This is a genomic window from Massilia sp. YIM B02443 (assembly GCF_030411955.1).
Lineage (GTDB): Bacteria > Pseudomonadota > Gammaproteobacteria > Burkholderiales > Burkholderiaceae_D > Telluria.
The window spans coordinates 41,719-58,761 of record NZ_JASNRA010000013.1; the positions used below are offsets into that span (position 1 = coordinate 41,719).

A 17,043-nucleotide genomic window follows, 5' to 3' on the forward strand; every position below is an offset into this window, starting at 1 on the left:
GCGCCGCGCATGACGGGTCGATGACAGCAGGCTCGCGGCCTGCGTCCGCTCACGCCTCGGCCGGCGCCGCGCTGGCGCGCGCCACGCGGTTGCGCCCCTCACCCTTGGCCTGCAGCAGCGCCTCGTCGGCGCGTCCGAACAGCGTGGTGGTGCTGTCCTCGGGGCGGATGGTGGTGACGCCGAAACTGGCCGTCATCCTGATCAGCGCCCGCTCGCTCTTGACCGGGGTAGCCTCGATCGCGGCGCGGATGCGCTCGGCCACCAGCGTGGCTTCATCGAGGTTGGTGCGCGGCAGCAGGATCGCGAACTCGACCCCGACCAGGCGCCCCAGCTGGTCGCTGTCGCGTAGCTGGCGCCGGGTCAGTTCGACCACGTGGCGCAGCACGGCGTCGCCGGCCGGGTGACCATAGCCGTCGTTGATGCGCTTGAACTGGTCGAGATCCAGCACCACCAGCGCGGTCGGCAGGCCCGGACGGCGCGCCAGCGCCATCCACGGCGCCAGCGCCTGGAAGAAGCCGCGCCGGTTCGGCACGTCGGTCAGCGGGTCGATTGTCTCGAGCCGCGCCAGCGCTTCCTGCAGGCGCTCGCGCGCCAGCAGGAGCATGCCGAAGCCGTTGCCCAGCATCAGCAGATACAGCGCGCCGCTCGACAGCTGCGCCAGCAGCTCGTTCGACATCCAGCCCCAGCCGCCCTGCAGGAACAGCACCGACAGCCCGCGCGACGCGACCACCAGCGCCAGTGCGCCGCTGGCCACGGCCAGGAAACGGCGCAGCAGGCTGGCCTCGCCCCAGCGCCAGGCCAGCGCCACCGAGCCGGACAGATAGAATGCGCCGAGCAGCAGCGAGGCGGCCAGGCCGCGCAAGCCTTCTTCGTCGACCAGGTAGCACAGGAAGAACGCCAGAATCGCCAGCGCGCCCGCAACCAGGGTCGGACGGCGCCAGCCGGGGCGGCGCGCCAGCTCCCAGGAAGCGCCGGCCTCGATCGCCACGCCGGCGAACAGCAGCGCATAGCCGCCCGGCACCGCGAGCGGCGCCGGCACCACGCCGGCGTCGCCCAGCGCCAGCAGCAGCCAGGCGCCGCCCTGGATCTGCTTGGACAGGCTCCACACGTTCAGGGCCGGCGCGCGCGCCGTGCCGTGATCGAAAAAGGTCAGCAGTGCGCACAAGGCCAGGTTGCCCAGGGCCAGGATCACCACCATGGTGGATGCGTCCAGCAGCATAGTCAGTTCAGTATTCATGTTCGACGTTCGGGGTGCCGCCGCCGACCTTGCCGGCCCAGGCGCGGGTGAAATAATCCCGCTCGTCCGGGGCGGGCGCTGCGTGCCAGAACACGATCAGGGTGCCCTTGTGGTCGTGGAGCTGGGCCAGCTTGTCGACGAAGCCCGGGTTGCCGGCGCTGTCCGCCAGCGCCATGACATCTCCGCTCAGTGCAGCACTCGGTGCAGTACATTCGCGCTGCAACCGTTCCAGCCGGTCGGGCTCGCTGTGACCGTCGGTCGCGCTGAGGGTGGGATGGTCCAGCAACATCGGTTCTCCGTCGAAGGACCCAGCTTAGCAGAAAGAGATGCTTTGGAACAAGCAGGGGCGAGCGCAGGACGCCGCCCCAACCCGGCCTTCCCGGTCCGGCCGGGTATACTCGGCCCATGCCTGCACCGCCCGCGCCAGCCGATCGACCCGACACGCCACCTGCCCCGCTGGTGCGCACCGTGGGCGACCGCCGCACGCTCGAATTCACCCCGGACGACGTCCAGAGCGAGATGCTGCTGTCGCGCCCCGACGCCCTGGTGCTGGACTACACGCGCGCCATGATGGGCTTCGCGCTGCTGCAGCCGCGGCCGCGCCACATCGTGATGGTCGGGCTGGGCGGCGGTTCGCTGGCCAAGTTCTGCTACCGCCATTTTCCCGACGCCCGCATCACCGTGCTCGAGGTGCGCGCCGACGTGATCGCGCTGCGCGACGCCTTCCGCCTGCCGCCCGACGACGCGCGCCTGCGCGTGCTGCACGTCGACGCCGTCGACTACCTGGCGCGCCACCAGACCCAGGCCGACGTGCTGCTGGTCGACGGTTTCGACAGCGCCGGCCTGCCCTGCGCCCTGTCGAGCCGCGTCTTCTATGCCGATTGCTGGCGCGCGCTGCGCCCGGGCGGGGTGATGGTGGCGAACATCTTTACCTACGACCCGGATTACGCCGGCGCGCTGGCGCGGCTGCGCGAGGCCTTCGGCGGACGCCTGGCCTGGCCGCGCGGCGTGGCCGGCAACAACCGCATCCTGTTCGCCTGCCGGCCGGATTCCGCCAACGCCGGCCTGACACGGTTCACGCGCCTGGCGCGCAGCGATGGCTTCGGCTGGGGCTGGAGCAACCGGCTACTGGTGCGCGCCGTGCTTGCATGGCTGACAGCACGGGCTGTCTGACGCCTGCCACGCACGGTAGGATTTATTTGCGACAACTGGGTGTTTGTGACACACTGGCGCGCATTAATGCCTACCGGCAAGCTTGTGCATGCCAGCCGACGCGCCGGTAGAGGAACCGACCATTTTCGAACCGAGCCACCGACCACCATCATGCCGAGCCGCCTGACCAGAACGTTGACGCTTGCGGCAGCCCTCACGCTCGGGGGCGGCCTGGTCGCTACCGCGGCGCTGTTCGTCGGCGTCAGCCGCCTCGAATACCGCAACATGGCGCTCGGCTTCGCCCAACAGGCCGATGCGCGCGTGGCCGCGGTGCGGCAAGGACTGGACGGCGCCGGCGCCCTGATCGGCGACACCACGATTCTCATCCGCGGCCGCGACCTGGTGCGGGGGTCGCTCGCCGGCGCCGGCCTGCTCGGCCGCCAGGACGTGCGGGTGTCGGTGTACGCCGGCGCCGGCGCCACTGCCGGCGCGCTGCTGCTGTCCACCGGCGACACCGTCCCGAGCGAGCGCAACTGGCTGGAAACCCTGCTGGCGCCCGATCATCCCGGTTCGGCGAGCACGGTGATCCAGGCCGGCGGGCGCGCCTGGCGGGTCGAGGTGGCGGCCGCGCCGCGTCCCTTCCTGCCCGACCACATGGCCTCGAGCGCGCTGCTGGTCGGCGGCCTGCTGGTGACCCTGCTCGGCGCCGCCTTCATGCAGGGTTCCAGCCGGCGCGCACGCGACGTGCTGCACCTGGTGCGCCAGCGCACCGCCGACCTGCGCCTCTCCAACCGGCGCCTGATCGAGGACATGGCGGCACGCGAACGCACCGAGAAGGCGCTGCTGCAGAGCGAGCAGCGCTTCCGCCAGCTGGTCTCGATGTCGTCCGACTGGTACTGGGAACAGGACGCGCAGATGCGCTTCACCATGATCACCGGCGGCTTCACCGAAAAATCCGGCGTCGCGGTCCAGGGCCTGCTGGGCAAGACGCGCTGGGAATACGTGCCCGGCCTGCTCGACTCGGAGGCCGGACGCGCCCACCTGGCGGCGATGCAGGCGCACGAGCCGTTCGCCAACCTCGAATACCGCATCACCGACGACCGCGGCGACACCCGCTGGTTCTGCGTCAACGGCCAGCCGGTGTTCGACGACCAGGGCCGCCTGATGGGCTACCGCGGCACCGGCAGCGACATCACCGAACGCAAGCTGACCGAGCAGCGCGTGCACCACGTGGCCCAGCACGACGTGCTGACCGGCCTGCCCAACCGCTCGCTGCTGCAGGACCGCCTGAGCCAGGCGATCGCCTGTTCGACCCGCAACGGACGGCCGGTGTGGGTGATGCTGATCGACCTCGATCGCTTCAAGTTCGTCAACGACAGCATGGGCCACAAGGCCGGCGACGTGCTGCTGGTGACGGTGGCGGCGCGCCTGCGCTCGTCGCTGCGCGACTCGGACACGGTGGCGCGCCTGTCGGGCGACGAATTCGTGGCGATCCTGTCCGAACACAGCGAGGAGCCCTTGACGCCGGCCATCGTGCAGCGCGTGATGGACGCGGTGGCGCAGCCGGTCCTGCTCGGCAACAAGGAATTCTTCGTCACCTGCTCGATCGGGGTCGCGGTGTATCCGGGCGAAGGCACCACCGGCGACAACATCACCGAACACGCCGACATCGCCATGTACCGCGCCAAGAAACTGGGCCGCAACAACTTCCAGTTCTATACGCCGGCCATGAACGAGGAGTCGCTCGAGCGGGTGCGCATCGAAGGCGCGCTGCGCAACGCGCTCGAACGCGACGAATTCGTGCTGCACTACCAGCCGCAGGTCGACCTCAAGAGCGGCCGGATCGTTGGCATGGAAGCGCTGATCCGCTGGAACCATCCGGAACTCGGCATGGTGCCGCCAGGGCGCTTCGTGAGCGTTGCCGAAGAGACCGGCCTGATCGTCCAGATCGGAGCCTGGGTGATGCGCACCGCCTGCGCCCAGAACAAGGCCTGGCAGGATGCCGGTTTCCCGCGCCTGCGGGTAGCGGTCAACCTGTCGGCGCGCCAGTTCGGCGCCAGCGACCTGCTCGAGAGCCTGGAATCGGCGCTGAACGAAACCGGGCTCGATCCGGCCTGCCTCGAGATCGAGCTGACCGAGAGCCTGTTCATGAGCGACGTCACGCCGGCGGTCGAGCTGCTGCACCGCATGAAGGCGCTCGGCGTGAACCTGTCGATCGACGACTTCGGCACCGGCTACTCGAGCTTCTCCTACCTGTCGCGCTTCCCGATCGACGTGCTCAAGATCGACCGCTCGTTCGTGTCGGACATCACGGTGGACGCCAACGACGCCGCCATCGTGACCTCGATCATCGCGCTGGCGCACAACCTGAAGCTGGCGGTGATCGCCGAAGGGGTGGAGACGCGCGAGCAGCTCGACTACCTGCGCAGCCACGGCTGCGACGAGATGCAGGGCTATTACTTCAGCCGGCCGCTGCCGGCGCGCGAGTTCGAACAGCTGTTGCGCGAGGGACGTGCGCTGGCCTTGCCGGCGCTGGGGCCGGAGGCGGAAACGGAAACGGAAACAGAAGCGGCGCACGCCGCCGCCGAAGCTGCCTGAGCCGCCCGGGCCGGAGCGGCAAGCCGGGCATCGGCCAGCGTTGCAATAAACATTTCTATGGCCAATCAGACATTATTGGCCGTACAATGCCCGTGCCTGTTTTGCAACCTGGAGTGTCCCACATGATCATGAACGAGATGCGTGACCTGGCGCCCGGCGCCGTCACGGCGGCCACGCGCCGGCAGCGCCTCGACCACCGCACGCGCGACCTGGTCAACCAGGCGGTGGCGTCGGTGCCCACGCTCGGCCTGCAGCGCGCGGCCGAATTCCTGGCCACCATGAACGTGCCGGCCGAAGTGGCGGTGCGGGTGCTGGTGTATCCGCACCGGCGCCGCGCCAACTGACGCGGCGCGGCAGGCGGCTGCTCAGCGCAGCGCCGCCTGCTGCTCGATGTCGGCCAGCGATTCGCGGCCCTTGTCGGTCAGCGCGTAGCCGCCGGTCTCGATCGGCATCACGTGCGACTTGCGGCTCAGGAAGCGCAGCACGTCCTCATCGAGGTGCGCGGCCGGGTCGAGCGCCAGCGCGCGCAGGCTGGTGATGCAGCGGCGCAGGAACAGCATCTCCTGGCCTTTGTCGGTCAGCGTCAGGCGGCCGTCCCTGGCCTTGCTGGCCAGCTTGATCCCGCACAGGCGCTTGGTGTTGCGCCCGACGCAGGCGGTGGCCAGGTCTTGCCGTGTGCCGCGCCGGATCAGTTCCAGCGCATCGTATTCGTCCGTCGTCAGCTTTTCGTTTTTCATTACCGCGTAGTCAATACCCAAAGGGCGACATGGTACCCGTCGCCGGGGTCCGCGGCAAGCCGCCTCGCTTCAGCGCAGCGCGCGCAAGGCCAGCCAGCCGAGGCCGGCACTGGCCGCCAGCCCTGCCAGCAGCACCAATTGCATGCCGCGCGAGCCGAAGCGTGGGCTGCGGCCCAGGTAAATCTTGTTGTACAAAGTCGATCCCATCGTCTCCTCCTGTGTTGTACTACAGGCTCATTATAGAAATCGCATTGTTGCGCTTGTGTGACAGGGAGCACACGGCATGACAGCTGCAACCTGAATACAACACTTGCGCCGCGATACTGCGCCCTGCCCGACGCCGATCTAGCGCGCGCCGGATGCGGGGATGGCCTGTTACGATGATACGACATTGACAACTTTACCGGAGCACAGCATGAACCAGCCGACACCCAATGTCGATCCCAAGAACAAGGGCCGCACGATGTACGACGAAGCGGACATCGGTAGCGGCGAGAAATCCCCGGGACAACACGAAACCGATGAAATGATCCGCGGCATTCCCGCGCTGCCGCCGTCGAACGATCAGGCCGGCCAGGAGCGCGCGCAGGAAGACAAGCAGGGAGACAAGCCGGAAGAAAAACGCGAGGCTAGCGGCGCCTGAGGCCGCACCTCGCATCGGCGCGGCGCTGGTGCAGCGCTGCGCCGGCCGCGTTCGCACGCACCCGTGCAAACAATTGAACCGATGTCGTTCAGCTGACCCGGATCGGCGGCTCGGGCAGGCGCGGCTCTTCGACCGGTGCGTTGACCGGGTCGGGAACGTCGTCCGGCACCGGCGGCGTCGGATGCGGCGGGGCCGGATCGTTGGGCGCTTCCGGATCAGGCGTGGTGTGGGCACGCAGCGTGCCGCGGTATGCTGGGTCGTAGGAATGAAGTTGGTTCATATGAGCCTCTCAGGTTGGACGCGCCGCCGCGCCGGCAATCCGGCCGCCGCGTGCCGCGCGAGTACGTGGAAGGCAACGCTTTGCCTGCGCTGCTGCCTGTGTGCTTGCGGCGGGCAGGCACCCGCCGCGCTGCTGCCGGTCAGTGATTCTGCTTCTGCTTGGCGCCACCGCCGGCGCCTTCGCCGGTGCTGGCCTTGACCCGCGACTTCTGGTCATGGCTGCTCTTGTCGGCCTTGCCGGCCGCCTGCTTGGCCTTGTCCTCTTCGGACAGGCGGTCGGACTGCTTGTTCTGGCTGCCGCTGCTGCTGTTGCCGGATGCCTTCGATTTCGTATTGCTCATGGGTTGCCTCCTGTTGAACATGGTACGTTGGGTGCAGCCTAGCATGGTTCCCACAGGGCCGGATTTCAATTGTGCGGCGCGCATCGGCCGGCGTCCGGGCCCCTCACGGCTCGGCTATAGTGTGGGTTTCGACCGTCTTCACAGAACCATCCCATGCGCCTGAACCGCCTGTTCCCGGCCGCCGTGCTCGGCGCGATCCTCCACTGTTCCGCCATTGCCGCCCCGATGAAACTTGCCGACTATCTCGCCCTGAGCGGCCCCGCGCCGACCGCCACCGTCCGCTACGGGTCCGCCCCTTCGCAGTACGCCGAACTGTTCCTGCCCGCAGGCGGCGGCCCGTTCCCGGTGGCGCTGCTGGTGCACGGCGGCTGCTGGACGAAGGAGTTCGGTGGCATCACCCAGCTGCGCAACATGGCCGGCGCCCTGGTGGCGCGCGGCATCGCGGTGTGGAACGTGGAATACCGGCGCGTGGACGAGGACGGCGGCGGCTATCCCGGCATGTACCTCGACATGCACGCCGCGCTCGGCGCCCTGGCGGCGCAGGCGCCGCGCCATCCGCTCGACGTGCAGCGCATCGTCGCGGTCGGCCACTCGGCCGGCGGCCAGCTGGTGCAGTGGATCGCCGGCCGTTCACGCATTCCACAGACCAGCCCTCTGTACCGCGCCAATCCGCTGAAGGTCGAACGCATCGTCAGCCTGGGCGGCCTGGCCGACCTGCGCAATGAAGCAGCCCTGATCAAGACCAGCTGCGATCGCGACACGGCCCAGCTGGCCGGTACGCCGAGCGTCGCCCGTCCCGACGTGTTCGCCGATACGAATGCCGCCGAGCTGATGCCGAACGGCAGCCGCACCTGGCTCGTCACGGGCGAACTGGACACGATCTCGCCGCCGCGCGTGGCGCACGACTACGCCCGGCGCGCCCAGGCCGCCGGCGACCGTGCCGAAGTCGTGATCCTGCCGCAGGCCAGCCACTACGACGAAGTCGCCGCCACATCGCCGGCCTGGCCCCAGGTCCTGGGCGTGATCGAGCGCGCGCTCGACCTTCCAGCCACCCGCTGAGCTAGCCGACGAAACTAGTCGAACACAACGCGCCGCGCCAGCGGCGCTTCCAGCACCACGTCGCCGCACGCCGCGGCCACGCAGGGCAGAATATAGCCTTCGCGCTTTTCGTCGAACGACAGCCCCGGCCACTCGATCAGATGCCGCACCAGCCCGGTGCGCACGCGGCAGATGCAGGTGCGGCAGGTGCCGTTGCGGCACGAGCTCGGCATATCCAGCCCGGCGGCTTCGAGCGCTTGCAGCAGGCTGGCGCCCTCGGGGGCGGGAAAGCTGGCGCCGAGCGGCGCCACGATGACGGTGTGGGTGGTCGGATCAGGCATGGTGGCGCCGATTGTAGCGCCGCCGGCCTTCCGGCGGCACCGTCCGCGTGACGGATGATGAGTTCGTTCTCGCACAGACCCGCCCCGCATGCGCCACTACGCTGGAGTCTCCAGAAGAAATAAGCAGGAGGCAACACCGATGAAGAAAACGACCGCCCTTACCCTGATCGCCGCCCTTGCCGGCGCCCTGCCTCACGCCGTGCTGGCACAACAAACGCAGCAGCAGCCAGTGCAGCAACAGCAGCAACCGATGCAGCCGCAGCAACAGCCGCAAACCACGATGCAAGCGGTGACCGGCAGCGCCCCGAACGTCCCGGGCGCGGTGCAGGATCCCGCCATTGCCGAGCAGGCCGAATTCGAACGCCTGCTGCGCGCCCAGGTGCTGCTCGAGCGCATGTACCTGTCGCCGGGCGAGATCGACGGCGCCTATGGTTCCAATATGCGCCAGGCCCTGAACACCTTCCAGGCCAGCCGCAGCCTGCCCGTCACCGGCAAGCTGGACGAAGCCACCTGGAACGCCCTGAACACCGACAACACGCCGACCCTGGCCACCTACACGCTGGCCGACGAAGACACCGCCGGCCCGTTCCAGCCGATCCCCGACACCATGATGGGCAAGGCCAGGCTGAACAAGCTCGGCTACGCCAACCCGGCCGAGGGCCTGGGCGAGAAATTCCACGCCAGCCCGGCCCTGCTGGCGCGCCTGAACCCGGGCAAGAACCTGGGCCGCAGCGGCGAGCAGATCGTGGTGCCGAACGTGCACGGCAAGGCGCCGCTGGCGCCGGCCGCCAAGGTGGTGGTGCGCGACAGCACCAAGACCCTGCAGCTGCTGGACGCCTCGGGCCAGCTGCTGGCCCAGTATCCGGTCTCGACCGGGAGCAGCCGCGATCCGCTGCCGATCGGCACCTGGAAGATCGAAGGCGTGCACGCCAATCCGGTCTACAACTACAACCCGAAACTGTTCTGGGACGCCAAGGCCGGCGACAGCAAGACCCAGATCCAGCCCGGCCCGAACAACCCGGTCGGCGTGATGTGGATCGACCTGTCCAAGCCGCACTACGGCATCCACGGCACCCCGGTGCCGGGCCACGTCGGCAAGACCGAGTCGCACGGCTGCATTCGCCTGACCAACTGGAGCGCGGCCGAGGTCGGCGCGCTGGTGGCGGCCGGTGTCGAAGTCGTCTTGCAAAAATAATTCTTTCAACTTGAGCGAGCGCGGCGGCGCGAGAGGAAACGCGATGAAAAAACTGATGATCTTCGTGGTGGGGCTACTGGTCGGCGCCGGCGTGCTGTTCGTGTTGCTGGGCCGGGTGCCCGACGAAGCGCCGCCACCCGAGATCGTCACCGCCGAGGCGCCGCCGGCGCCCGGCGTGCCGGCTTACGCGATCGAGGGGCAATTGCCTCCCGCGCCAGTGGTAGAGCCCGACCTGAGCGACGCCGACCTGCCGCTGCGTCCCGACGCGCCGCCGGCCGGCGGCAACGCCACGGCCGGCGCCGCGACGCCTGTCCCGACCGCGCCGGCGACCAGGTTGCTGGTCCCGGTGCAGGGCATCAAGGCGGCCGAGCTGAGCGACACCTTCGACCAGGCGCGCGGCGAACAGCGCCGCCACGAAGCGCTGGACATCATGGCGCCGAAAGGCACGCCGGTGCTCGCCGCCGCCGACGGCAAGGTGGTCAAGCTGTTCCAGAGCAAACCGGGCGGCCTGACCGTGTACCAGTTCGATCCGACCGAACAGTACGCCTATTACTACGCCCACCTCGACCGCTACGCCGACGGCGTGGTCGAGGGCAAGGAACTCAAGCGTGGCGACCTGGTCGGCTATGTCGGCGTGACCGGCAATTCCGACCCCAACGCGCCGCACCTGCACTTCGCCCTGGTCCAGCTCACCCCGGAAAAGCAATGGTGGAAAGGCACGCCGCTCAATCCCTACCCGCTGATGACGGATTGACCGGCACATTCAACGCGGTTGCCCGCACCCGCCGCATGGTGGACTCGACCGGCGGCCCGGATGCTTCCGGTTCGTCGACGTCGGCGCCCACATTGATGGCGGCGTAGGCGCGCCGCACCGCGATCGCTTCGCGTCCGCCGGCGCCATACAGCTGCTCGGCGGCCTCGATCATCTTGGCGCGCGCGTCGGCATAATTGGTGCTGCTGGTAAACCGCGTGGTACTGGCCTGGAACCAGATGCGGTAGGCACGGTCGAGCCCGATCCCATTCATCGCCGCCGGGCGCGCAGTCAGGTACTTGCTGTAGGCCTCGTGCTCGCTGTCGGCGCTGGAACCCTGGGCCAGGAAATAGAACATCCGGTTGTTGGGCCCGCTGCTGTAGTGCACGTCCAGCCCGCGCAGCTCGCTGCTCCAGGCGTCCGGGCTGCGTCCGTCGCGGCTCGGTTTGGCCATCCAGCGCAGCGGCTGGCCGTCGCGCGCGATCTCGCTGCCCAGCATCCAGTCGTTGCCCAGCACCGGCAAGCTGTCGCCCTGGCCGCCGGCGCGCGCATACGCTTCCACCGCTTCGCCGGCGATGTCCGAACTCGATTCGTTGAGGCCACCCGGCTCGCCCGAATACACCAGGTCGGACGTCGCAGCCGTCACGCCGTGTCCCATCTCGTGCCCGACCACGTCGATCGCGCCCAGGTTGGTGAAGAAGGTGCCGTCGCCGATGAACATGCAGCGGCAGGTGTCGCTGTAATAGGCGTTGTCGTAGCCGCGGTTGACGTGCACCGCGATGTGGGTGGCGGTGTCCTGCCCGTCCAGCGCGCGCCAGCCGAGCACGTTCTTGAGCATGTCGTAGGTATTCATCAAGCCCCACATCGCGTTCACGGCCGCGGTCTGGCCATTGGGGCTTGTCGTGCTCGATCCCTCGACGAACTGCTGGCCGTCGCCCCAGGTATTGGCGGCGTTGCTGTACACCCTGCCGCTGCTGGTGCCGTGGTTGGCGTTGGTCACCGCCATCGCGCCGAAGGCGCCGCCCTTGCCGCGTTCCGGATCGAGCATCTGGTAGCTGCCGTTGGCGAAGGTGGTGCTCAGCGGCACCTGTCCGTTGTACTGGCTGTGGCCGATCCCGGTCACCGTCTGCACCATGCTCCAGCGCGCGATGACGCGCCCGTCGACGGCGCTGACCACCACGTCGAAGTACAGCGGCTGCTCGCCGCTGCGCATGCGCAGGCGCACCAGCCAGGCCAGCTCATAGCGATCGACCGTCTCGACCAGGTCGAGCGCGTTCAGTTCGGCTGGCGCCTTGTTCTCGGCGCCGGGGGCGCGGTCTTGGCCCATGTGCGGATAGATCAGCAGTTCGGCGCGCGGCGCCACCACGTTGACGGCGCCGGTCGCCATCCCCTTGCGCGCGGCGGCGATGGCGGCGGCGCGCCCGACCGTCGGTTTAATGGCCGGCTCGATGCCCGGCGCCGTCACCGGCGGCACCGCGGCGCCGGCGATCTTGCCCAGCTTCATGCGACGCGGCGAGGCGCTTTCGGACACGATCTGGCGCTTCTGGTCCAGCACCACCACCGACTCCGAGCCGAAGATGCGCAAGCCCTTGTACAGGTGGGCCAGGCGCACCACCTGCGTGCCCTGCACGCCCGGGTGCTGCGACTGCACCTTGTAGCCGTGCCCGGCATCGAGCCCGGCCGCGGTGCGGCGCGCCGTCAGTTCAGCCAGCAGCGCAGCCTGCGCCCTGGCGTCGAGCTTGTAGGGCGCGCCCATCATGGGTCCGGCGCCCTGGGCGGCGGCGGGCAGGCTCGCGCACAGCGGGGCGCACAGGATGGCGGCCGCGAACAGGGCCGTCGTGAAGCGCTTGGTGGGAATCATCTCGTCTCCATCCGGTATGCCGGGCCGGGTGGCGCCGGTCATCGACCATGATGGACGAGCTTTTGATGAAGGATTTGCTTGGACGCAATAACGCGCCGCCTGACTGTGCAGGCGGCGCGCTGTCTGACCTGCGAGCTACAAAGGCCGGTCAGCGATAGCGGTCGCGATGGTAACGATAGCGCGCGCGCTCGTCATCCTCGTCGTCGCCACGGCGCTTCATCAGGTACACCGCCGCGCCGATCACGGCGGCGCCGATGGCGACCTTCTTCGCCAGCCCGGCCGGATTGTGCTTGAGCTCAGCCTTGATGCCCATCTCGCCCAGCACGTTCGGGATGCGGCCCTGGGCCAGGTCCTGGCCAATGCCCTCGACCACGTTGACGCGGTCGGCCAGGATCAGGAGCAGCCAGTGGCGCACGTCGTTCTCGCTGAGCTTGAAGGCGCCGCGCCGGATCATGCCCGACAGGCCGGACGGCGGTTGCGCCGAGCCGAACAGTGGCGTTCTGCCCGGGCGCTCGGTCGAGACCAGCACCTCGACGTGCTGCTGCTGCGGCACCGGATCGTGCTCGGGCGCGTTGATGAAGCGCGGCGGCGTGCGTTCCATCGGCACGCCGGGGCGGTCCTTGCGGTCGAGGTCGGCGCCCCAGCCCTGGATGTGCTGCAGCTGGTCGCGGGTCGGGCGGCGCGGCGCGATCGCGCCGTGCACGTGGCCGACGTGGCCGTGGCCGTCGTGTTCGCCTGGAGCTTGGTGGCCGTCGTGCTGGTCGTTGCCGCTGACGACGTCCTTGACTGTTTCCTTGGATGTTTCCATAGTCGTTCCTCTCAATGTGCTGCGCCGTTGCTGACACTCGCCTTGACCGCGCGCACTTCATTGGCGCGTGGCGGGATCAGCACGGTCTTGATGCAATTGTCGAGCTTGCTCGAGAAGATGTGATACGCATCCGACACTTCTTCCAGCGGCACGCGGTGGGTGATGATGGCTTTCGGGTCGATCCGGCCGGCGCGGGTGTGCTCGATCAGGCGCGGCAGGTGGCGGCGCACGCTGGCCTGGTTCATGCGCAGGGTCAGGCCCTTGTTCAGCGCATTGCCGATCGGGACCGCGTTGAAGGTCGGGCCATACACGCCGACGATCGACACGTTGCCGCCCTTGCGCACCGAGTTGATGCACCAGTGCAGTACGGTGGCAGCGCCGGCCTGCATCATGGTGTAGACGCCGGTGATGGTCTGCATGGTGTTGCCGGCCGCTTCACAGCCGACCGCGTCGATGCAGACGTCGGCGCCCATCCAGTCGGTCATCTTCTTGATGTGCAGCGCCATGTCCTTCACTTCCTTGAAGTTCACCACTTCGCACTGGGCGTAGCGCTTGACGAACTCGAGGCGATACTCCACGTGGTCGACCACGATCACGCGCCCGGCGCCCATCAGCCAGGCCGACTTGGCAGCGAAGATGCCGACCGGGCCGGCGCCGAACACGACCACGGTGTCGCCTTCCTTGATGTCGCCCATTTCCGCCGCCTGGTAGCCGGTCGGCAGCGCGTCGGTCATCAGGACCGCATCGTCGTCGTGGATGTCGTCGGGGATCACCATCGGGCCGACGTCGGCCATCGGCACCCGCACGTATTCGGCCTGGCCGCCATCGTAGCCGCCCGCCGTGTGCGAGTAGCCGTAGATGCCGCCCACCGCCGTGGCTTGCGCATTCGTGTTGTGGCAATTGCCGAACAGCTCGTGCTGGCAAAAGAAGCAGGAACCGCAAAACAGGTTGAACGGCACCAGGACCTTGTCGCCCACCTTCAGTTTCTGCACGCCGGAGCCGACCTCTTCCACCACGCCGATGAACTCATGGCCGAAGGTGTGGCCGACACGGGTGTCGGGCACCAGGCCATGGTACAGGTGCAAGTCCGACCCGCAGATGCAGGCCCGGGTGACGCGCACGATGGCGTCGCCCGGGTGTTCGATGACCGGATCGGGCTTGTGATCGGCGCGGACGCGGTACGGCCCGCGGTAATTCATTGCCAGCATAAGTCCTCCTCTGGGATGGCGATTGACAAAGCTCGTCCGTAGACGAGCCGATATGACACAAAGTTATGCCAAAAATTCACCATTGGCGATACGCGCACGGAAACGAACGCGTGTTTTGAAGAACTTTTTTTACACTTCCGGTCGAGTTTGTGAACGACCGGAAATGATTTACAGCTGGCGCGCTTCAAAGGTGTTACAGGCGGAAACTTCCCCACTCTCCAGGCCACGCTGGAACCAGCGCACCCGCTGGGCCGAGCTGCCGTGCGTGAACGAGTCCGGCACCACCACCCCGCGCGACTGGCGTTGCAGGGCGTCGTCGCCGATCGCGCTGGCGGCGTTCAGGGCGGTCTCGACGTCGCCGCTTTCCAGGATCTGCTTCTCCTTGTTGGTGCGCTTGGCCCAGACGCCGGCGAAGCAGTCGGCCTGCAGCTCGAGCCGCACCGACAACGCGTTGCCTTGGGTCTCGGAAGCGCGCTGCTGGGCCGCGTGCACCTTGTTCGAGATGCCGAGCAGGTTCTGCACGTGGTGCCCGACCTCGTGCGCGATCACGTAGGCCTGGGCAAACTCGCCCTCGACGTTGAAGCGCTGCTGCATGGTGCGGAAGAAACCCAGGTCGATATAGACGGTGCTGTCGCCCGGACAATAAAACGGTCCGGTGGCGCTCTCGCCGCGGCCGCAGGCGGTGCCGGTGCTGTTTTCGAAGAGCACCAGGCGCGCCGGCTGGTACTGCGCACCCTGTTCGCGGAACACCTGGGCCCAGGCATCCTCGGTGTAGGCTAGCGTGGTGGCCACGAACTGCGATTCGCGGTCGTCGGCCGGCGCCTTGGATGAGCCAGGCTGGGATTGCTGCTGGACCTGCTGCGGCGCGCCGCCGGACAGCAGGCCCAGGATGGTCATCGGGTTGATGCCGAAGATCCAGCCGCCGACCAGGGCGATGACCAGGGTGCCGATGCCGATCGACCTGCCGCCGAAGCCGCCGAACCCTCCTCCGCCGCCGCCTTCACCACGGCGGTCTTCCACATTATCGCTCTGCCGGTCGCCTTCCCAACGCATGAATTCTCCTTTGATGAACGGGTCAGCGCCCGTGATGTCGTTTCAGGTTGCAGGTGTCGATGCGCTCGCGCGCGTCCTTGATGCGGTCGTCGAGCGGCGCCAGGCCGGCGCGCAGCTCGTCATGCAAGGCGCGCTCGCGCCGTTCGCGCGCGACTTCGCGCGCCACGCGTCCCTGCGGGACGGCGTCGAGTTCGTGGATGTTGGTGCTCATGGTTTTCTCTCTCGTGTCATTGCGGCTGTGGACGCCGCTGTCGTTGCTTACATTGTTCACTGCTTCGACGCCAGATGGTCCCAGTATGAACAGCGGCTGGCGGCCGGACTGTTCGGGCAGACACATAATGCACCAAAAATCGCGCGCACACGATCGCGTTCGCGCCCCCTTGTTCTATGTACGCCAGCGCACGGATGAACGCCGCGCCGCATGCGACGCTCGCCGCATGAACTCATCCCAAGCCAATGCCCTGCTCGCCCTCGGCCGCGCCCTGCACGCGGCGCGCTACCGCTTCATCACGGTGACGCCGTCCACCCACCGCCGCATCAACGGCCGCCCCGGCAACGAACAGGCGCGTGACCTGCGCGGCGTGTTCGGCTGGAGCCGGCCGTTCGCGCCCGACCTGCTGGAGCCCGGCATGCTGGCCCTGATGCAGGAGGCCGGCGTCGTCAACAGCGCAGGCGACGGCGCTCTGCTGCGCTCGACCGTGCGCGCCTCGACCCTGGACCAGATGATCGTGTTTCATTCGGCCTATCCAACGCGCGACGAGGACGCCGTGTTCTTCGGCCCCGACACCTACCGCTTCGTCGGCGCCATGGCGCGCGCCTTCGAGTGGATCGGCGCCGGCCCCACCCGCGCGGTCGACATCGGCTGCGGCGGCGGCGCCGGCGCGCTGGCCATCGCGCACAAGTTCGGCAACTGCGAGGTGTTCGGCGCCGACGTCAATGACAAGGCGCTGGAACTGGCCCAGGTCAACGCGCGCCTGGCCGGCGCCGCCAACCTGCTGCTGCGGCGCAGCGACCTGTTCGACGGCCTGGATGGCGACTTCGACCTGATCGTCTCGAACCCGCCCTATGTGCTGGACCCGGACGGGCGGCGCTACCGCCACGGCGGCGGCCAGCACGGCGCCGAACTGTCGCGCCGCATCGTCGAAGACGGCCTGGCGCGCCTGCGCCCGGGCGGCAGCCTGATGCTGTACACCGGGGTCGCCCTGGCCGGTCCCGGCGACCATTTCCTGGACAGCGTGCGGCCCTTGCTGGACGCGGCCTGCGGCAACTGGCATTACGAAGAACTCGATCCGGACATCTTCGGCGGCCAGCTGGGCGAACCGGGGTATGAAGAAGTCGAGCGCATCGCGGCGGTGTGGCTGCATGCGGTCAAGCGCTAAGAAAGATCTGACGCCGTCATCTGCACCCGCTGAATGATGGCGTCGGAAGAACGGACGCTCAACGCAGCCCGAAAAAGCAAAAGGCCCTCACGAATGAGGGCCTTCTGGGTACAACTTGGCGGAGAGGGTGGGATTCGCCTACATTCTGCAGGCCGCGCTATCGCGAGTACGCGATAGCCTTCGTATCCCACGCGCAGGGCGCGCAGGCGCCCTGCTCCTCTGTGACGTTCCGGAATGAAAAAAGCCACCTTGCGGTGGCTTTTCCCATGCTACTTGGCGGAGAGGGTGGGATTCGAACCCACGGTACGGTCACCCGTACGCCTGATTTCGAGTCAGGTACATTCGACCACTCTGCCACCTCTCCAGATTCGGTCGATCTCGCATCGCTGCGAGAGGCCGCATTATACCGGAGGCCTGGCGAA

At 68.0% G+C, this 17,043-nt stretch carries 20 protein-coding genes and 1 tRNA gene; 8 read left to right on the forward strand and 13 right to left on the reverse strand.

Annotation, left to right across the window (positions count from 1 at the left end; all coding sequences use genetic code 11):
- Nucleotides 1–49 precede the first annotated feature (49 nt).
- Together QPK27_RS14485 and QPK27_RS14490 are read right to left on the reverse strand one after the other, a co-directional pair.
- Nucleotides 50–1,237, reverse strand: a complete 1,188-nt coding sequence (locus QPK27_RS14485) for a GGDEF domain-containing protein (protein WP_290418960.1) — start codon at nucleotides 1,235–1,237, stop codon at nucleotides 50–52.
- Entirely contained in the window at nucleotides 1,227–1,412 is a 186-nt protein-coding gene (locus tag QPK27_RS14490) for a hypothetical protein (protein ID WP_290418961.1), read from the reverse strand. The genes QPK27_RS14485 and QPK27_RS14490 overlap by 11 nt, the downstream gene beginning before the upstream one ends.
- A 230-nt stretch (nucleotides 1,413–1,642) precedes the next feature.
- Here QPK27_RS14490 and QPK27_RS14495 point away from each other — a divergent pair, with 230 nt between their 5' ends.
- The 3 genes from QPK27_RS14495 to QPK27_RS14505 all read left to right on the forward strand — a co-directional run bounded on the left by QPK27_RS14495 (nucleotide 1,643) and on the right by QPK27_RS14505 (nucleotide 5,331).
- Nucleotides 1,643–2,410, forward strand: coding sequence for a transferase spermidine synthase (locus tag QPK27_RS14495; protein WP_290418962.1), 768 nt, complete (start codon nucleotides 1,643–1,645; stop codon nucleotides 2,408–2,410).
- A gap of 150 nt (nucleotides 2,411–2,560) precedes the next feature.
- On the forward strand, nucleotides 2,561–4,987 hold the full coding sequence (locus QPK27_RS14500; RefSeq protein ID WP_290418963.1) for a bifunctional diguanylate cyclase/phosphodiesterase: 2,427 nt from the start codon (nucleotides 2,561–2,563) through the stop codon (nucleotides 4,985–4,987).
- A 122-nt stretch (nucleotides 4,988–5,109) separates the two neighbouring features.
- Nucleotides 5,110–5,331: a hypothetical protein gene (locus QPK27_RS14505; RefSeq protein WP_290418964.1), complete on the forward strand. Its 222-nt coding sequence runs from the start codon at nucleotides 5,110–5,112 to the stop codon at nucleotides 5,329–5,331.
- A 21-nt stretch (nucleotides 5,332–5,352) separates the two neighbouring features.
- Here QPK27_RS14505 and QPK27_RS14510 read toward each other — a convergent pair whose 3' ends face one another.
- Nucleotides 5,353–5,724, reverse strand: coding sequence for a hypothetical protein (locus QPK27_RS14510; RefSeq protein WP_290418965.1), 372 nt, complete (start codon nucleotides 5,722–5,724; stop codon nucleotides 5,353–5,355).
- 69 nt (nucleotides 5,725–5,793) lie between these two features.
- Complete coding sequence (locus QPK27_RS14515; protein ID WP_290418966.1) at nucleotides 5,794–5,931, reverse strand: hypothetical protein; 138 nt, start codon at nucleotides 5,929–5,931, stop codon at nucleotides 5,794–5,796.
- A gap of 208 nt (nucleotides 5,932–6,139) precedes the next feature.
- On the opposite strand from QPK27_RS14515, the gene QPK27_RS14520 reads away from it, so the two are divergent.
- Nucleotides 6,140–6,367 carry a hypothetical protein gene (locus QPK27_RS14520; RefSeq protein ID WP_290418967.1) on the forward strand — a complete coding sequence of 76 codons (228 nt, stop codon included), beginning with the start codon at nucleotides 6,140–6,142 and terminating at the stop codon, nucleotides 6,365–6,367.
- Between the two features lie 88 nt (nucleotides 6,368–6,455).
- Here the strand turns inward: QPK27_RS14520 and QPK27_RS14525 are convergent, their stop codons facing one another.
- Both QPK27_RS14525 and QPK27_RS14530 read right to left on the reverse strand, forming a co-directional pair.
- Entirely contained in the window at nucleotides 6,456–6,647 is a 192-nt protein-coding gene (locus QPK27_RS14525) for a hypothetical protein (RefSeq protein WP_290418968.1), read from the reverse strand.
- A gap of 139 nt (nucleotides 6,648–6,786) precedes the next feature.
- A complete protein-coding gene (locus QPK27_RS14530) occupies nucleotides 6,787–6,987 on the reverse strand; it encodes a hypothetical protein (RefSeq protein WP_290418969.1) in 201 nt (66 codons plus the stop codon).
- A 153-nt stretch (nucleotides 6,988–7,140) separates the two neighbouring features.
- Here QPK27_RS14530 and QPK27_RS14535 point away from each other — a divergent pair, with 153 nt between their 5' ends.
- A complete protein-coding gene (locus tag QPK27_RS14535; protein ID WP_290418970.1) occupies nucleotides 7,141–8,046 on the forward strand; it encodes an alpha/beta hydrolase in 906 nt (301 codons plus the stop codon).
- A 14-nt stretch (nucleotides 8,047–8,060) separates the two neighbouring features.
- Here QPK27_RS14535 and QPK27_RS14540 read toward each other — a convergent pair whose 3' ends face one another.
- On the reverse strand, nucleotides 8,061–8,366 hold the full coding sequence (locus QPK27_RS14540; protein WP_290418971.1) for a 2Fe-2S iron-sulfur cluster binding domain-containing protein: 306 nt from the start codon (nucleotides 8,364–8,366) through the stop codon (nucleotides 8,061–8,063).
- A 139-nt stretch (nucleotides 8,367–8,505) separates the two neighbouring features.
- Here QPK27_RS14540 and QPK27_RS14545 point away from each other — a divergent pair, with 139 nt between their 5' ends.
- Complete coding sequence (locus tag QPK27_RS14545; protein ID WP_290418972.1) at nucleotides 8,506–9,561, forward strand: L,D-transpeptidase; 1,056 nt, start codon at nucleotides 8,506–8,508, stop codon at nucleotides 9,559–9,561.
- A gap of 43 nt (nucleotides 9,562–9,604) precedes the next feature.
- Nucleotides 9,605–10,315 carry a peptidoglycan DD-metalloendopeptidase family protein gene (locus tag QPK27_RS14550; protein WP_290418973.1) on the forward strand — a complete coding sequence of 237 codons (711 nt, stop codon included), beginning with the start codon at nucleotides 9,605–9,607 and terminating at the stop codon, nucleotides 10,313–10,315.
- On the opposite strand, the gene QPK27_RS14555 is transcribed toward QPK27_RS14550, so the two are convergent.
- From QPK27_RS14555 to QPK27_RS14575, 5 genes are all read right to left on the reverse strand, one after another.
- Nucleotides 10,287–12,173 (reverse strand): M4 family metallopeptidase, encoded by a 1,887-nt coding sequence (locus QPK27_RS14555; RefSeq protein WP_290418974.1) that lies wholly within the window; start codon nucleotides 12,171–12,173, stop codon nucleotides 10,287–10,289. The genes QPK27_RS14550 and QPK27_RS14555 overlap by 29 nt on opposite strands.
- 148 nt (nucleotides 12,174–12,321) lie before the next feature.
- Complete coding sequence (locus QPK27_RS14560) at nucleotides 12,322–12,981, reverse strand: hypothetical protein (protein ID WP_290418975.1); 660 nt, start codon at nucleotides 12,979–12,981, stop codon at nucleotides 12,322–12,324.
- Nucleotides 12,982–12,992: 11 nt separating this feature from the next.
- Nucleotides 12,993–14,189: a zinc-dependent alcohol dehydrogenase gene (locus QPK27_RS14565; RefSeq protein ID WP_290418976.1), complete on the reverse strand. Its 1,197-nt coding sequence runs from the start codon at nucleotides 14,187–14,189 to the stop codon at nucleotides 12,993–12,995.
- A gap of 168 nt (nucleotides 14,190–14,357) precedes the next feature.
- Nucleotides 14,358–15,242, reverse strand: coding sequence for a neutral zinc metallopeptidase (locus tag QPK27_RS14570; RefSeq protein WP_290418977.1), 885 nt, complete (start codon nucleotides 15,240–15,242; stop codon nucleotides 14,358–14,360).
- Between the two features lie 22 nt (nucleotides 15,243–15,264).
- Nucleotides 15,265–15,453 (reverse strand): hypothetical protein, encoded by a 189-nt coding sequence (locus QPK27_RS14575; protein ID WP_290418978.1) that lies wholly within the window; start codon nucleotides 15,451–15,453, stop codon nucleotides 15,265–15,267.
- Between the two features lie 226 nt (nucleotides 15,454–15,679).
- On the opposite strand from QPK27_RS14575, the gene QPK27_RS14580 reads away from it, so the two are divergent.
- Nucleotides 15,680–16,621, forward strand: coding sequence for a class I SAM-dependent methyltransferase (locus tag QPK27_RS14580; RefSeq protein WP_290418979.1), 942 nt, complete (start codon nucleotides 15,680–15,682; stop codon nucleotides 16,619–16,621).
- A 274-nt stretch (nucleotides 16,622–16,895) separates the two neighbouring features.
- Here the strand turns inward: QPK27_RS14580 and QPK27_RS14585 are convergent.
- Nucleotides 16,896–16,985, reverse strand: a tRNA-Ser gene (locus tag QPK27_RS14585).
- Between the last annotated feature and the right edge of the window lie 58 nt (nucleotides 16,986–17,043).

Excerpts from the sequence above, each read along its gene's own strand:
- QPK27_RS14485 (WP_290418960.1), bottom strand. The coding sequence starts at position 1,237 with ATGAATACTGAACTGACTATGCTGCTGGACGCATCCACCATGGTGGTG.
- QPK27_RS14490 (WP_290418961.1), bottom strand. The coding sequence starts at position 1,412 with ATGGCGCTGGCGGACAGCGCCGGCAACCCGGGCTTCGTCGACAAGCTG.
- QPK27_RS14495 (WP_290418962.1), top strand. The coding sequence starts at position 1,643 with ATGCCTGCACCGCCCGCGCCAGCCGATCGACCCGACACGCCACCTGCC.
- QPK27_RS14500 (WP_290418963.1), top strand. The coding sequence starts at position 2,561 with ATGCCGAGCCGCCTGACCAGAACGTTGACGCTTGCGGCAGCCCTCACG.
- QPK27_RS14505 (WP_290418964.1), top strand. The coding sequence starts at position 5,110 with ATGATCATGAACGAGATGCGTGACCTGGCGCCCGGCGCCGTCACGGCG.
- QPK27_RS14510 (WP_290418965.1), bottom strand. The coding sequence starts at position 5,724 with ATGAAAAACGAAAAGCTGACGACGGACGAATACGATGCGCTGGAACTG.
- QPK27_RS14515 (WP_290418966.1), bottom strand. The coding sequence starts at position 5,931 with ATGGGATCGACTTTGTACAACAAGATTTACCTGGGCCGCAGCCCACGC.
- QPK27_RS14520 (WP_290418967.1), top strand. The coding sequence starts at position 6,140 with ATGAACCAGCCGACACCCAATGTCGATCCCAAGAACAAGGGCCGCACG.
- QPK27_RS14525 (WP_290418968.1), bottom strand. The coding sequence starts at position 6,647 with ATGAACCAACTTCATTCCTACGACCCAGCATACCGCGGCACGCTGCGT.
- QPK27_RS14530 (WP_290418969.1), bottom strand. The coding sequence starts at position 6,987 with ATGAGCAATACGAAATCGAAGGCATCCGGCAACAGCAGCAGCGGCAGC.
- QPK27_RS14535 (WP_290418970.1), top strand. The coding sequence starts at position 7,141 with ATGCGCCTGAACCGCCTGTTCCCGGCCGCCGTGCTCGGCGCGATCCTC.
- QPK27_RS14540 (WP_290418971.1), bottom strand. The coding sequence starts at position 8,366 with ATGCCTGATCCGACCACCCACACCGTCATCGTGGCGCCGCTCGGCGCC.
- QPK27_RS14545 (WP_290418972.1), top strand. The coding sequence starts at position 8,506 with ATGAAGAAAACGACCGCCCTTACCCTGATCGCCGCCCTTGCCGGCGCC.
- QPK27_RS14550 (WP_290418973.1), top strand. The coding sequence starts at position 9,605 with ATGAAAAAACTGATGATCTTCGTGGTGGGGCTACTGGTCGGCGCCGGC.
- QPK27_RS14555 (WP_290418974.1), bottom strand. The coding sequence starts at position 12,173 with ATGATTCCCACCAAGCGCTTCACGACGGCCCTGTTCGCGGCCGCCATC.
- QPK27_RS14560 (WP_290418975.1), bottom strand. The coding sequence starts at position 12,981 with ATGGAAACATCCAAGGAAACAGTCAAGGACGTCGTCAGCGGCAACGAC.
- QPK27_RS14565 (WP_290418976.1), bottom strand. The coding sequence starts at position 14,189 with ATGCTGGCAATGAATTACCGCGGGCCGTACCGCGTCCGCGCCGATCAC.
- QPK27_RS14570 (WP_290418977.1), bottom strand. The coding sequence starts at position 15,242 with ATGCGTTGGGAAGGCGACCGGCAGAGCGATAATGTGGAAGACCGCCGT.
- QPK27_RS14575 (WP_290418978.1), bottom strand. The coding sequence starts at position 15,453 with ATGAGCACCAACATCCACGAACTCGACGCCGTCCCGCAGGGACGCGTG.
- QPK27_RS14580 (WP_290418979.1), top strand. The coding sequence starts at position 15,680 with ATGAACTCATCCCAAGCCAATGCCCTGCTCGCCCTCGGCCGCGCCCTG.